This window comes from Nocardia araoensis NBRC 100135, assembly GCF_000308435.1.
In the GTDB taxonomy this organism is placed as follows: domain Bacteria; phylum Actinomycetota; class Actinomycetes; order Mycobacteriales; family Mycobacteriaceae; genus Nocardia; species Nocardia araoensis.
In genome coordinates this window covers 1-13872 of record NZ_BAFR01000017.1, presented here as the reverse complement: position 1 = coordinate 13872, position 13872 = coordinate 1, and the positions used below count along the sequence as shown (strand labels likewise).

At 66.2% G+C, this 13872-nt stretch carries 11 protein-coding genes and 4 tRNA genes; 6 read left to right on the top strand and 9 right to left on the bottom strand.

Features of this window, described 5'->3' with window-relative positions; all coding sequences use genetic code 11:
- Positions 1 to 160 precede the first annotated feature (160 nt).
- The 7 genes from ON21_RS03105 to ON21_RS03075 form a co-directional block, all read right to left on the bottom strand.
- The gene (locus ON21_RS03105; protein ID WP_281032634.1) at positions 161 to 880 is read right to left on the bottom strand and encodes a polyprenol monophosphomannose synthase; all 720 of its coding nucleotides are present in this window, start codon (positions 878 to 880) and stop codon (positions 161 to 163) included.
- Positions 881 to 1074: 194 nt separating this feature from the next.
- A complete protein-coding gene (locus ON21_RS03100) occupies positions 1075 to 1257 on the bottom strand; it encodes a hypothetical protein (protein ID WP_039795050.1) in 183 nt (60 codons plus the stop codon).
- A 74-nt stretch (positions 1258 to 1331) separates the two neighbouring features.
- Positions 1332 to 2015 carry a GAP family protein gene (locus ON21_RS03095; RefSeq protein WP_039795048.1) on the bottom strand — a complete coding sequence of 228 codons (684 nt, stop codon included), beginning with the start codon at positions 2013 to 2015 and terminating at the stop codon, positions 1332 to 1334.
- Between the two features lie 158 nt (positions 2016 to 2173).
- Positions 2174 to 2247, bottom strand: a tRNA-Phe gene (locus tag ON21_RS03090).
- A gap of 58 nt (positions 2248 to 2305) precedes the next feature.
- Positions 2306 to 2379 (bottom strand) — tRNA-Asp (locus ON21_RS03085).
- Positions 2380 to 2408: 29 nt separating this feature from the next.
- A tRNA-Glu gene (locus tag ON21_RS03080) sits at positions 2409 to 2481 on the bottom strand.
- 94 nt (positions 2482 to 2575) lie between these two features.
- Complete coding sequence (locus ON21_RS03075; RefSeq protein ID WP_039795046.1) at positions 2576 to 3241, bottom strand: TetR family transcriptional regulator; 666 nt, start codon at positions 3239 to 3241, stop codon at positions 2576 to 2578.
- 854 nt (positions 3242 to 4095) lie between these two features.
- On the opposite strand from ON21_RS03075, the gene ON21_RS03070 reads away from it, so the two are divergent.
- From ON21_RS03070 to ON21_RS03040, 6 genes are all read left to right on the top strand, one after another.
- Positions 4096 to 4168: transfer RNA gene (locus ON21_RS03070), tRNA-Lys, on the top strand.
- A 740-nt stretch (positions 4169 to 4908) separates the two neighbouring features.
- Positions 4909 to 5877, top strand: coding sequence for an acyl-ACP desaturase (locus ON21_RS03065; RefSeq protein ID WP_039795118.1), 969 nt, complete (start codon positions 4909 to 4911; stop codon positions 5875 to 5877).
- 168 nt (positions 5878 to 6045) lie between these two features.
- The gene (gene dusB, locus ON21_RS03060) at positions 6046 to 7173 is read left to right on the top strand and encodes a tRNA dihydrouridine synthase DusB (RefSeq protein ID WP_218004032.1); all 1128 of its coding nucleotides are present in this window, start codon (positions 6046 to 6048) and stop codon (positions 7171 to 7173) included.
- 881 nt (positions 7174 to 8054) lie between these two features.
- Positions 8055 to 9647: an LCP family protein gene (locus ON21_RS03055; protein ID WP_245562442.1), complete on the top strand. Its 1593-nt coding sequence runs from the start codon at positions 8055 to 8057 to the stop codon at positions 9645 to 9647.
- 181 nt (positions 9648 to 9828) lie between these two features.
- The gene (gene phoU, locus ON21_RS03050; RefSeq protein WP_039795041.1) at positions 9829 to 10491 is read left to right on the top strand and encodes a phosphate signaling complex protein PhoU; all 663 of its coding nucleotides are present in this window, start codon (positions 9829 to 9831) and stop codon (positions 10489 to 10491) included.
- Between the two features lie 66 nt (positions 10492 to 10557).
- Complete coding sequence (locus tag ON21_RS03040; RefSeq protein ID WP_157170692.1) at positions 10558 to 12441, top strand: membrane-attack complex/perforin family protein; 1884 nt, start codon at positions 10558 to 10560, stop codon at positions 12439 to 12441.
- Positions 12442 to 13049: 608 nt separating this feature from the next.
- Here ON21_RS03040 and ON21_RS39570 read toward each other — a convergent pair.
- Both ON21_RS39570 and ON21_RS39565 read right to left on the bottom strand, forming a co-directional pair.
- Positions 13050 to 13493, bottom strand: a complete 444-nt coding sequence (locus ON21_RS39570; RefSeq protein WP_281032635.1) for a transposase — start codon at positions 13491 to 13493, stop codon at positions 13050 to 13052.
- Positions 13494 to 13632: 139 nt separating this feature from the next.
- A complete protein-coding gene (locus tag ON21_RS39565; RefSeq protein ID WP_218004031.1) occupies positions 13633 to 13800 on the bottom strand; it encodes a hypothetical protein in 168 nt (55 codons plus the stop codon).
- Positions 13801 to 13872 lie beyond the last annotated feature (72 nt).

Genomic DNA, 13872 nt, shown 5'->3' with positions numbered 1-13872 from the left:
GGCCGCCGATCGTGTGGCCGCGCCGGCTGCCCCTACTTGGAGACCGACGTGTGCGAGTAGCTGGAGACCGACGTGCTGCGAGGGGGCGGGCGGTCGGTGCGACGCCGCGGGCGGCGGCCGTCGAGCACCGGCCCCGCTCCCTCTGGTAACGGGCCCGGGGCTAAACCGCGCGGCCGAACAGCAGCTTCCACGGCATGAGCGCCGACTCGAGCTGCACCTTCAGGCTCATCTTGGACGCGCCGAGCGTCCGCTCCTCGAACCGGATCGGCACCTCGGCGATCGCGATTCCCTTCTTGATGGTCCGGTAGTTCATCTCGACCTGGAACGAGTACCCGTTGCTACGGATCGAGCCCACGTCGATGGCGCGCAGGGTGTCGGCCTTCCACGCCTTGAAGCCCGCGGTGGCGTCCTTGACGCCCAAGCGCAGGATCAGATTCACGTAGAAGTTCGCCCAAGCCGAGAGCGCCTTGCGGTACCACTTCCATTCGGCGGCGGTCGAGCCGCCCGGAACGTAACGCGAACCGAGCACGACGCCCGCGTCGGTGCCGGACAGCTTCTCCAGCATGGCCGGGATGACTTCGGCGGGATGCGACAGGTCGGCGTCCATCTGGATCACCACGTCCGCGCCCTCGTCCAGCGCACGCGTGATGCCCGCGACGTACGCCCGGCCGAGCCCGTCCTTCTCGGTCCGGTGCAGCACGCCGACCACGTTCGGCAGTTCGGCGGCGAGTTTGTCGGCCACCTCGCCGGTGCCGTCCGGCGAGCTGTCGTCCACCACGAGTACGTGCAGGTCGGGCACCGGCAGCGCGGTCAGCCGCTCCACCGCAACCGGCAGATTCTCCCGCTCGTTGTAGGTCGGCACAACAACGGTAACCCTCAAGGGTCGCCCTCCCTGCTGATCCTGGTTTCCGCTCGCAGCCCACGCCAGGACCTCCGAGCATTCGTCGAGTTCTGGAGAACCGTACTCGATAGACCTGATCGGGAACTGAGCGGCCGCACCCGGCGTGACGCCATCCGAGCCTTCGACCTGCGGCTCAAGATCAACTTCACCGGCCGGGGGAAGACCGGGTCGCTTCAGTCCCCCTCACGCCAGGCGCGGTCCCTGGCGTCTTCCCGCGCGTTGCGAGCGTGCGCGATCTCGAGCGCGCGCTCGGCCGTCGCTTTGTCCGGGTACGGCCCCATCCGGTCGCGGAACCAGCACTGCCGCCCTTGCTCGGCCCGATTGTGCTTCAAGCAGTAATACCAGCGCTCAGCCATACCTCCAGCATCCCACCGAACCACACCGCTCAATCGCTTTTCCCGTGCCCCATCCGCTGCCCGGACTCCGCAATTCACGGCCAAAGGTTCCGGTAATGGACGAGCGCGTCACACAGGAGAACCACACCGAAGATCGCGAAGAGCACGCGCACCGAAGCAGGCCCGTACGAGCTGATAATGCGAACGATTCTTCGATACATCCGCCGCGCTCCGATCGTGCGCCGCATCGCGAGGGCGAGTATCACCAGCGGCGGCAGCAGGGCGAGCGCGCAATATGCGACGACGATCAGCGGCCACAACGCCGGAAGCGGATTCCGTGCGGAGATCATCGCGAGTCCGGCCAGATAGGGAACCGCGGTCGGCGCCTGTGCGATGCCGATCGCCACGCCGAGGCCTGCGAGCACCCATGGTCGCCGTCGCAGCGCGGTCGCCCGTTCCGGCGCCGCCGTACCGCCGGCCATCCGAATGCTCGCGAGAGCGATCAGCACCACGCCCGCGACGAGTTCTCCCCAATACCGCACCGTCGGCGTGACCTCGAAGTCGAACAAATCGGTCAGGAAGCCGATCCCCAGAATCGTGCAGATCCCGAAGGCGGTGGTGACGGCGAAGACGCCCGCGAGCAGGCTCAGACCGCTCACCAGCGGCGAGCGACGGCTCAACCTGCTGTCGTAGACCACCGCCGTGGTGATGCCGATCAGCAGCAGGTCGAGCGAGTCGAGGAAGGCGAACCCCGCGAGCGCGAGGAGAAGGGTCCACATGGCCGCGCCAGCCTACCCGCGCCATGCGAGCCACAACCCGATCCCGAACCGCCATGCCCCACTGTGCGATTCGCCACATCAGGCGGAGTGGTAGCGGAGAGACGAAAAGAGCCCCGCTCACGTTCTCCGTGAACAGGGCTCGCCTACGAGTGAAGAAGTGGCCAGGGCCGGGATCGAACCGGCGACCTTCCGCTTTTCAGGCGGACGCTCGTACCAACTGAGCTACCTGGCCGCAGGCACCCGAAGTGAATGCCATACGCGAAACGCCGGATATCTCCGGCGCTTGCTTGCGACCCTGACGGGACTCGAACCCGCGACCTCCGCCGTGACAGGGCGGCGCGCTAACCAACTGCGCCACAGGGCCATGCTCTGCTACCAACGATCCGTGGATCGTACCCCCTACGGGATTCGAACCCGCGCTACCGCCTTGAAAGGGCGGCGTCCTAGGCCGCTAGACGAAGGGGGCTCGTCCCGGATTTCTCCGGACCGGCTTTCAACGGCTGTCCGTTGGGAGCTGGGATAGCTTATGACAGACCGGACTCGAATCCCAAACCGGCTGGTCAGAGGCTCAAACCGAGCTCCTCCAAGCGCGCCTGGGCACGCCAGCCGTCGCTGCGGAACTTCTCCAGCCATTCCGGAGTGGCCATGGCCTCCATCACGACCTCGAGCGCCTCCTCGAACCGCGCCCGCAGATCGACCTGCCCGCCGATCAGGGCCACCATGTACCGCTGCCCGGCCAGCGCGGCGGCGAGCGTGCGGGTGAACCGGTCGGGATCGGCGTCCGCGCGCAGCTGCCCGTGGTCGATGGCGCGGACGGTGAGCACCCGGGTGGTGCGGCCCAGGATGCGGCCGCCGCCGGCCTGCACGTCACGGTAGAAGTCGGGTTCGATGATCAGGCGGTACTCGGCCTGCACGATGATGTCGTGCTCCAGCCGCAACGCGATCTCGTCGACCACCCCGTGCAGGATGTCCAGCGGACTGAGATCCGTTCGCGCCAGCCAGCGCTCGGCGGAGGCGCGGTAGCGTTCCACCGCGGTCTCCAGCACCGCGCGTGCCAGATCTTCCTTCGAATCGAAATGGAAGTACATGGCGCCCTTGGTGGCACGCGATCCTTCCAATATGCGGTTGAGCGATGCAGCGGCATAGCCGCTCTTCCCGAACTCAACGGCGGCGGACCTGATAATCGCCGCCCGTGTCCGGCGCGCCCGCTCTTGCTGCCGTGCCATGCTCGAAACGCCTCCGAAGCCTTACTCGCCGCCAATCAGCCACCCCCGAAGGAACGGACCCTCGGCGCGAATTCATGAGTTTTATCAATACGTGGAACCCGGTTTTCGACCGATTGCAAACCTTCGGTACGAAAACTCCTTAAAAACCTGGAACACACCAGCTGGTATAGTTTGCCTGCCCGGGTGCGCCGCAGGGGGTGCGCATCCGGGCATTTCTTCGTCTCGAACGTGCCTCCTCCTGCGGCATCGAGTTCCGTCGAGCCGTGGCCGGCCGGACCGACCACGGCAACTTCGGACACAGCAACGACAATCCGAATTCCGCGACGCCGACCGAGTCGGCGATTCTTTCGGAATTCACCAAGGCGTCACCGTACCCGGAATCCCGATCCGACACGCGGCAAACTGAAGAGTCAGGTAGCCATCCGATTCCGTTTTCTGTTACGGCAAATGTTCGGCAACCAGAACCGCTCGTCTGGAGGGTGGGCGAATTCGCCAGCGGCGCAGGATTGTTCACGCGCGCCGACCGGCAACCCGGACGACCGGCCGTCGCCCACGTTTCGCCCGCCAACCCGTCCCACGCGCCTTCCCCGGCCACAGCCGTTCACCCCCTGCAAATCCAAAGACATTGCCAGCCAACATGATTGAATGATATCCAGATCCGGCTAAGATGAACAAAGCTGGGTGCCAACTGTTTACCGCCTGCATCGCCCGCCGAACACCGCGCGTTACCCATCTTCCCGCCACCGCCCGACCCACCGGATCCGCCACGCCGCCCCATCCATCCATCCGGCCCGCCGACACGAACTCCCCCGATTGGGGCATCCGCCCCCGACCGCACTACACTGTTGCTCCGCGCCCCTATAGCTCAGTTGGTAGAGCTACGGACTTTTAATCCGCAGGTCGTAGGTTCGAGCCCTACTGGGGGCACAGAGACCGGGCGCCCGGGTCGCTCCGGGCGCCCGATCTGTTTGCGGAGTTCTCCGCCGTGCGGCGCCGGCCATACCGGCCCGGTGGGCCACATCGAGGCTCTACTGCCCGCCCGCGATGCTTCCCGGAGCGCGGTGTCGCAGCCGAACCCATTCCGCGGTTGCCTTTCATACCGCTCACAGTGCGCACAGCCGGCGCAGCTGAGCGAGGGCGATCGGAGACGCTCATTCCACCGCGGTTCATCAGTATCGATGACCCGAACGGGATGGAACTCGGGCGTGTGGCGCCAGAGAGACACATGCCGGATCCCGCCGCCACGCCCACTCGCTACCTTCTGTTCCCTAGCGCGGCCAGGGCCTCCCGACCGTGCATTTCAGAGGGCGTCGTCGGCCCGATTTCACAGGAACATCGCAGCTAGGCTCGCCGCGGGCCGCCGACACGCGCAGAACCAGGCCGTTTCATTCCCATACCGGCCCGGTGGGGGCGGTTGTGCGATCGCCCACGTACGGATAACGCTCCCGGCGCCGCGTCGATAGACACCTTGCGGAGCGTCGAGCCCATACACTCATGTAGATCACCGGACGGCGAAGGCGTCGTATGAAGTGGATCACCAGGGCATCGATCGTCTAACGGATGCGTTTCGCATCACACCTACGGTGCCGTAAGGTATGGCCGCATCGGTATCGGTCTACCTTGGGATTGACCTGCACGACCGGAAGCACACACTGAAGGGTTCATACATGGCAAGGGATCTGACTCAACTCGAGCTGCTGACGGAGTTGGAGCCGGTTGCCGAAGAAAACGTCAACCGGCACCTCTCCCTGGCAAAGGAATGGCATCCGCACGACTACGTCCCGTGGGACGACGGCCGCAATTTCGCGGCACTCGGCGGCGTGGACTGGGATCCGGAGCAGTCCCGCCTCAATGAGGTCGCGAAGGCGGCCATGATCACGAACCTGCTCACCGAGGACAACCTGCCCTCCTACCACCGCGAGATCGCCGAGAACTTCTCTCAGGACGGCGCGTGGGGAACCTGGGTCGGTCGTTGGACCGCCGAAGAGAACCGCCACGGCATCGTGATGCGGGACTACCTGGTCGTGACCCGCGGTGTCGATCCGGTCGCGCTCGAGGAAGCCAGGATGGTCCACATGACCAACGGCTTCGCCTCCCCTGCCGAAGCCGACGCGGGCTTCCTGCATTCCGTCGCGTACGTCACCTTCCAAGAGCTGGCCACCCGGGTCAGCCACCGCAACACCGGCAAGGTCTGTGACGACCCGATCGCCGACCGTATGCTGCAGCGGGTCGCCGCCGACGAGAACCTGCACATGATCTTCTACCGCAACATGTGCGGCGCCGCCCTCGATCTGGCCCCCGACCAGGCCATCGAGGCGATCACCCTGATCCTGGAGAACTTCCAGATGCCCGGTGCGGGCATGCCCAACTTCCGCCGCAACGGCGTGTTGATGGCCAAGCACGGCATCTACGATCTGCGCCAGCACCTGGAGGACGTGGTCCAGCCGGTGCTGAAGAAGTGGAACATCTTCGACCGCACCGACTTCACCGCCCGCGGCGAGGCCGTCCGCGAGCGCCTCGGCCTGTTCCTGGAGAAGCTGGGTAAGGACGTCATCAAGTTCGAGGAGCAGCGCGACCGGATGCTCGCCCGCGAGGCCGCCAAGCGCGACCGCGCGATGGTCGGCAGCAACGCGTAGGACCCTTCGCACAACGACCGGCGCCGCCCTCCTGGAAGACCGAGGGCGGCGTCGGTGTGCACGGCCGGTGTCCGCGCGACGACATGCGCACCCGCGCAGACGGCCCGCTCCGGCCGACTTACGTGGGCAAATGAGACACTGGTCGGCGTGACGATGACTACCGAGGCGATGACCAAGCTGCGGATCGGGCCGTATCCGGTCGATCCGCCGGTCGTGCTCGCGCCGATGGCGGGCATCACGAATCTGGCGTTCCGCAAGCTGTGCCGGGAATTCGGCAGCCCGACCTCGATCTACGTGTGCGAGATGATCACCGCGCGCGCGGTGGTCGAGCGTAACGAGAAGACGCTGCACATGATGTCCTTCGACGCCGACGAGCATCCCCGTTCGATGCAGCTCTACGGCGTCGACCCGGCCACACTCGGCGAAGCGGTGCGGATCATCGTCGGCGAGGGCTGGGCCGACCACATCGACCTCAACCTTGGCTGCCCCGTGCCCAAGGTCACCCGGCTGGGCGGCGGCGCCGCCCTGCCGTACAAGCGCACACTGTTCCGGAGCATCGTGCGCGCCATGGTGAGCGCGGCGGAACCGGCGGGGGTCCCGGTCACGGTGAAGTTCCGCATCGGCATCGATGACGACCACCTCACCTATCTGGACGCGGGCCGGATCGCCGAAGCCGAAGGAGCGCAGGCGGTGGCCCTGCACGCCCGCACGGCCGCGCAACGCTACTCCGGCCAGGCCGATTGGACCGCGATCGCCCGGCTCAAGGAGGCGGTCACCTCGATCCCGGTGCTCGGCAACGGTGACATCTTCTCCGCCGCCGACGCCGTCCGCATGATGGACGAGACCGGGTGCGACGGCGTGGTCGTCGGCCGCGGCTGCCTGGGCAGGCCGTGGCTGTTCGCCGAGCTGCAAGCGGCGCTGCGCGGTGAGCCGCTGCCCGAGGCTCCCGATCTCGGCCGGGTCGGCGCGGTGCTGTACCGGCACGGCGCGCTGCTGTCCGAGCATCTCGGCGAGGAGAAAGCCATGCGTGATCTGCGCAAGCACATGGCCTGGTATCTGATGGGCTTCCCGGTCGGCTCCGACCTGCGTCGCTCGTTCGCCACCGTGGGCAGCCTCGCACAGCTGGAGGACCTCGTCGGCCAACTCGACCCGACGGCTCCCTTCCCGAAGGACGCGGAGGGTCCGCGCGGCAGACAGGGTTCGCCGGGCAAGGTCGCGCTGCCGCACGGCTGGCTCGACGATCCGGACGATCCCGCGGTACCGCGCGCGGCGGATGTGATGCACAGCGGAGGGTGATCGGGCAACCACACAGCGAATCGCAAGAGCAACACCACTGTGACCTCTTCGATTTCGCTCCGGGGTGGCCCGCCGTGGCGGAATCGTTATCATTGCGGAATCGGTGCCGCCGGTCGAGTGTGACCTGAGCGGAAAAGCAGGACGAAAAGCGAGGTTCGTTGGTGGGTGACGATCGGCACGGGCGTTCGCCACGGCCCGGAGGTCGTGCCCCGTGGGAGCGGTATCCCGCGGCGGACTCTCCCGACCGGGACGCCGCACATCCGTCTCGCCGTTCCCGCCATGCCGACGCCACTCCGGATCAGAGTTCCGCGCCGCTGACGGTCCAGGATCTCGTCCAGCGGGTCGACAACGAACGCACCGGCCGTCGCGGCCGCCGTGCGGAAGCCACCCCAGCGGACCCGGCCGCCGCGCCGAGCCGAGGCCGCCGTGCGGAACCCGGCCCCCCGGGGCAGGCCGCCGTGCCCAGCCGAGGCCGCGCCGAGCCGCCACCGGTTTCGGGCCCCCCAACGAACCGAGGCCGCCGCTCGGAGCCGGTACCACCGCAGGCAGGCCCGCCATCCGGCCGAATCAACCGCGCCGAGTCGCGTCAGGAAGCGCCACGCCGACCCGCCGACCCGGCTGCCGCCAACGGCCGCGGCGCCGCAGCCGGTCCCCGGCGTGCCCCCGACTCGCCACCCCCACGCCAGACCGGCAGCTCACCGGTTGTCCAGGACATCACGGGCGCCACACCGGCCGCCCGCGCAGCGAGCCGCCGCCCTGCCGATCGCTCGACCCCCGAAGCGCCCGACGCTCCGCTCCCGCGTCCGGAGCCGGAGCACGCCGAAGAGGTCACCGACGTAATCCCCCCGGTCGACGAGCCGACGCGCGCCCTACGCAAGGGTATGGGCTGGCCCACCAAGGACCGCAAGGGCACTGAGCCGAAGGCCGTCGGCACCGCCCAGACCCGCCTACAGGCGTCCCGGGAGCGCCGCAACAAGCGGCTGCGGACCGCGGGAAGGGCAGGGGGTGCGGTGTGCGCCGTGCTCGCTCTGCTGGTCACCGGCGGCGGCTGGAGCTATATGCGGTCGACCACGGACAGCTTCACCCAGGTCAATGCCCTCGACGAGAATTCACAGGACATCGTCGATTCCAACGCCCAGCTCGGCGACGAGAACTACCTGCTGGTCGGTACCGACACCCGTGCAGGGGCCAACGGTCAACTCGGCGCGGGCACTTTGGACGATGCCGAAGGCGCCCGCGCGGACACCACCATGCTCGTCCATATTCCGAAGAACCGCAGTCGTGTCGTCGTAGTCTCCTTCCCTCGCGACCTGGACGTGACCAGGCCGCAGTGCTACGGGTGGGACAACGAGAAGAACAAAAACACCGACGAGAAGTTCCCGTCTGCCATAGGCGACAAGCTCAACGCCGTCTACAACCTCGGCGGCCCGCAGTGTCTCGTCGCCACGATCCAGCGCCTCACCGGCGCGTCGATCAATCACTTCATCGGCATCGACTTCGCCGGTTTCGAAAGCATGGTCAACCAGATCAACGGCGTCGAGGTGTGCGCCAGCAAGCCGCTCGTCGACGAGGTGCTCGGCACCATCCTCGAGCATCCTGGCAAGCAGGTCATCGACGGCCAAACCGCGCTGAACTACGTACGCGCCAGGCATGTATACGGCGAGGAGCGCAGCGACTACGACCGCATCAACCGGCAGCAACGCTTCCTCGCTTCCCTGCTGCGCGGCACGCTGTCCAGCAAGGTGCTGTTCAATCCGAGCAAGCTGAACGGCTTCATCAGCGCGTTCAGCCAGCACACCTGGGTCCAGAAGGTCGAACCCAACGACCTACTGATGCTGGGACGTTCACTCCAGAAGATCGATGCAGGCGCGGTCACCTTCATCACCGTCCCGACCTCGGGCACTACCTCTTACGGCAACGAGATCCCCCGCGAATCCGATATCAAGGCGATTTTCAAGGCGATCCGCGACGATCAGCCGCTGCCGGGCGAGAAGCCGACCGTTCAGGCGAACGCACCCGCTCCTACCCAGGCCGCGCCGACCCCCACCAAGTACAAGGCGGTGGATCCCTCCACCGTCTCGCTGCTGGTGTCCAACGGTTCTGGAGTCGAAGGGCTGGCGCGCACGGCGGCCACCAAGCTCGGCAACCAGGGCTTCACGATCTACAACACCGGAAACTACGCCAACGGCACCTCCACCACGACGAAGGTTCGTTACGCCCCCGGCCTGGAGGCCGAGGCCGCGACCGTAGCGACCTCCATCCCCGGCGCGACCATCGAGTCCGCCGACGATCTCGGCGGCATCGTCGAGGTCGTCATCGGAGGTGACTCGAAGACCGGCGTCACGGTGAAGGCGCCGACACCGGTCGGTGACGAGATCACCAACGTCGCGACGAGCACCGCGAAGGATTCGCCGCCCGCCGTCCTGCCGTCGGACCTGGAACACGTCAACGCGGCCGACGAGATCTGCAAGTAGCACTCGGCAGGACGGGTGCGACGCAGGTCACAAATCGTTGTGATGTCGTCGTTTCGAGGTCGGCGAGGGTGTGGACAGCGGTCGTTGAATGGTCAACGGCAACCCGCGCGCTAATGATGCACACCGGTCATTCACTCCCTGTTCGTGACTTGGTCAGCGCGGCGAACTAGTGTCAGGTTCCATGCGTGTCATCTACAACGAGCAAATGGCCGAGCTCGCCCACCTGCTGGGTGAGATGGCCGGGTTGGCCGGCTCGGCCATGGAGCGGGCTACCCAAGCTCTGCTCCAGGCGGACCTCGCGCTGGCGGAGCAGGTGATCAGCGAGTCCGACCGGATCGCCGAACTGATCCAGGACGCCGAGGAGAAGGCCTTCGCTCTGCTCGCGCTGCAGGCGCCGGTCGCCGGTGATTTGCGGCAAGTGGTGAGCACGATCCAGATCGTCGCCGATGTGAACCGGATGGGGGCGCTCGCGCTGCACGTGGCCAAGGTCGCGCGCAGGCGTCATCCGAACCACGCCCTACCCGAGGCGGTCAACGGCTACTTCGCCGAGATGGGCCGCATCGCGGTGAACATGGGTGCCGGTGCGCGTGAGGTGCTGGAAACCCGTGACCCGGAGCGCGCAGCGCAGCTGAACGAGGACGACGAGGCGATGGACGATCTGCACCGTCACCTCTTCACCTTGCTCATGGACCGGGAGTGGAAATACGGCGTCGCGGCTGCCGTCGATGTCACGCTGCTCGGTCGCTACTACGAGCGCTTCGCCGATCACGCGGTGGAGATCGGCCGCCGCGTCATCTTCTTGGTCACCGGCGTGCTCCCGCCGGACCCCGACGCGGAGAGGTAAGCGAAGAGCTTGCTGCGCTTGACGTTTCGCAGGCGGCGAATGATAGATTGAGCCGCAGGGGCGGGAGTGCTCTGGTATAGCGTTACGCCGGAGGGGATCCGGTATGGAGGGGGGCGTTATGAACGTCGATCCAGCGGAGCTGCGCGCGTTGGCCGCGTCGATGGACCGAATCGGCGGCGATATCGGCGCTTTGACCGTGCGTGCCACCACCGATGCGCTCGGTGGCGTCCTGCCCGGGTCGGCGCTGAGCGAAGTGTGTTCGGCGGCGGGTTCCGATATCGAAGACGCATGGCGGCGAATGGCCATGCGCTGCAAGCGAGTCTCGAATATCGCGAAAGGCGGCGCCGCGAATTACGAGGTGTCCGATCAAGAGTTTCGCGCGGGCCTCGACGCGATGGGCGCACAGCTGTGAGAACTACGAGCACGACGCCGACCCTGAGCCAGATGCGGTCGGAATGGCAGCCGTGGAAATTGAGCGAAGCCGGCACGGAAATACGCACGCGCAATGGAGAGTTCGTCGCGCTGATCGATCAGACGGTGACGCAGATCCGAGCCGCGGGCGCGCATTGGAGCGGTGATGCCTATTACGCCGCGTACGACCGGATCGCCGGCGACCGCGACACCGCGAACAAGGTGGCATTGGATACCGATGCGCTCGCGCAGACCCTGATCGATAGCGGCACCAGCCTCGCCGGATTCCGCCAAGCATTGCTGGACAAGGTCGACGAGGCCGTCGCGGCCGGATTCACCGTCTCGGAGGACTGGCACGTCGCTCCTGGGCCGGGCATCTCGGACGAGGACGGCGAATCGCAGTACACCTACCAGACCGCCATCACCACCGCCTTGAATGAACTGCTCGGCACCCAAACAGACGTCGCGGCGAAGATCGAGCAGGCGAGCGGCGACGTCCGTACTCGATCCGATCAGCTCGGCGACGGCGACCCGCTCGACAGCGGCAAGTCCGCCGACGCGGACGACCCGGCCCTCGCGCTGTACAGCAACCCGTCCGGTGCGAACCAATCCGAGCAGAACAAGGACGAGCCCGCTGCCACCGCGCCCGCGGGCACGCCGCAAGCTAGCGCGATCGCGGACCAGCAGCCCGCCAACCAAGACAAATCCGATCAGGCCGGGAAGCAGGACGGCGCCGATCAGACCGGGAAACAAGATCAGTCCGGAAAGCAAGATGGAGCTGATCAGTCCGGAAAACAGGACGACAAGACCGGCGCGAGCAATAAGAGTAAAGACGATTCCAAAACCGACCAACCAGCGCAGACACCCGCGTCCACCGGTGCGGCCAGCGACCCGAATTCGTGGAAGCCGTCGGACGTGACGAGTTTGATCTCCGCAGTCGGCCAGATCACCGGAAATGTGCCCACGCTGATCGATTCCGTCAGCAAGCTCGACGACAATCTCGCCGACATCATCAAGGCGGGCGGGGAGGCAGGAAAGGGTCTGATCGAGGCCGCCGGTACCACCGCGGAGAAGTTCGCGAACGCCGCTGACACGATCGCCGGGAATCACCCTACCGACGGCACGCCTGCGGATTCGCAGTCCACGGGTGACCCTGCCGGGACCGGGACGCCGAAGCAAGACCCGGCGGCCACCGATCCGAATGCGAAAACCGACGATCCGAACGTGAAATCCACCGATTCGAAGACCGAAAACCCGGCGGGCACCGACAACAACAAGACCGATAAACCGAATTCGCCGCAACACGCGGAAACCAAGCAGGAGCAACCGGCGCCCGTTCGCCAGGCGAGCTACACCGATACCGGCCCCGGCAGTCCGAGCGCTGCTCCCGCGCCCACGTCCAGTTCCCCGTCAACCACTCCGGCAAGCACCGGTCTGCTCGGAGGAATGTCGGCAGCGAACCGGGAATCGGATTCGGAACACACGCGCCGAGTGCAGGCCACGCCGACTCCGCTCTTCGAGACCCCGCCCGACGAATAGCCGACGAGCTACCTGGCCGAATATACGAGGCCCTGGGCAGCACCCAGGGCCTTCGTTTCACGTATGCGGTATCCGCGGACGCGAAACCACCGCGAAATCAGCGGCCACGACTCTTCTCGCCCGTTCCATCAGCAACCCCAAATCGGCACGGGGTGCGCGGAATCGAAATACTCAATGATCTCGATCCGGCCGCGAACCTTCTCCACGTTCGGACCGTAGCCACCGATAACGGCGAAATCGGCCCCGACCGTGGGGCGGGGCCGATCGTTGGACCGTTAGGTCATGCGCCGACGGCTTGCCAGTGTCGACGGCGTTGATTACAACAGGAGCCGGTATCGCTATCCGGCAACGATCCATCCGTACGAGCCCCCGCCGTACGAGTAACAGATCCACTTCGTCGTGCCCTCATAGCGAACGTTGCCAACGGTATACGCATTGCAAGGTTCAGCTGGCGCAGCCTCAGCTTGCGGGGCAAGCATCGTCGCGGCAAAGATCGCGGCCACGCCGACCAACGCACCAGAGAACAATCGTACTGCCATCACGAAACCTCTTTCGCTTCAATGGATTCCACAGAGGTTGCGTCATTCGAACCCCCCTTGTTTCACAGCCTACCGAATCATGTTGGAACAAACAATGACTCGAGCGCACCACCGTCGGCGGGCGAGCGGTGAAGATCGCGTCGATGATCGGCACCTGATGCGGCACTGGGTCGTGTCTCCCACTGATTTGAGCCATTCAACGGTGAGGGCCAGGACGAATCCGGCCCGGTAGGTGATCGCGAGCTTGTCGTAGCGAGTGGCCACCGCCCGCCAGTGCTTGGCACTGTTGAAGGCACGTTCGATGACATTGCGGCGTTTGTAGATCTCGGCATCGAAGCTCGGTGCCCGCCCACCTGCGCGGCCCTTGCGTTTGCGGTTGGCGACCTGGTCCCGGCGTTCGGGAATCACGATCTGGATGCGTCTGCGGCGCAACAAGGATCGGTTCGACGCCGCCGAGTAGGCGCGGTCGGCGATCACCACCTCCGGATTGCGCCGCGGCGCCCCACCGGCCAGTCGCGGCAGCAGCGGCGGTGGTTTGACCGGGCGTGAGCAGCACGGCCAGGCCGCGACCGGCGCCGTCAGCGGCGAGATGGATCTTGGTGCTCAGCCCACCACGGGAGCGCCCGATGGCATGGTTGGCCGGTTCAGCCGGTCACCGAGTCGGCGGCCGCGCCGGCGGCCTGCTGATGTGCCCCCCCACCAGGCGATTGTTGGCGAAGTTACGGCCCACGTGGCCCTCGGACTTCGGTAGCAGCAACTCCAGCAGTTCCAACTGCTTGTCGGTCAGAACCTGGTATCGATCACCGATCGCGGTCGCCACGCACGACATGATGCACGATCGACCCCAACCATGGGGCCGATCGATTCACCTCATTGGGAGACAGAACCTAGT

What these genes read in the sequence shown, in the direction of transcription:
- ON21_RS03100 (WP_039795050.1), bottom strand. Translation starts at nt 1,257, where the DNA reads ATGGCTGAGCGCTGGTATTACTGCTTGAAGCACAATCGGGCCGAGCAA.
- ON21_RS03095 (WP_039795048.1), bottom strand. Translation starts at nt 2,015, where the DNA reads ATGTGGACCCTTCTCCTCGCGCTCGCGGGGTTCGCCTTCCTCGACTCG.
- ON21_RS03075 (WP_039795046.1), bottom strand. Translation starts at nt 3,241, where the DNA reads ATGGCACGGCAGCAAGAGCGGGCGCGCCGGACACGGGCGGCGATTATC.
- ON21_RS03065 (WP_039795118.1), top strand. Translation starts at nt 4,909, where the DNA reads ATGGCAAGGGATCTGACTCAACTCGAGCTGCTGACGGAGTTGGAGCCG.
- dusB (WP_218004032.1), top strand. Translation starts at nt 6,046, where the DNA reads ATGACCAAGCTGCGGATCGGGCCGTATCCGGTCGATCCGCCGGTCGTG.
- ON21_RS03055 (WP_245562442.1), top strand. Translation starts at nt 8,055, where the DNA reads ATGGGCTGGCCCACCAAGGACCGCAAGGGCACTGAGCCGAAGGCCGTC.
- phoU (WP_039795041.1), top strand. Translation starts at nt 9,829, where the DNA reads ATGCGTGTCATCTACAACGAGCAAATGGCCGAGCTCGCCCACCTGCTG.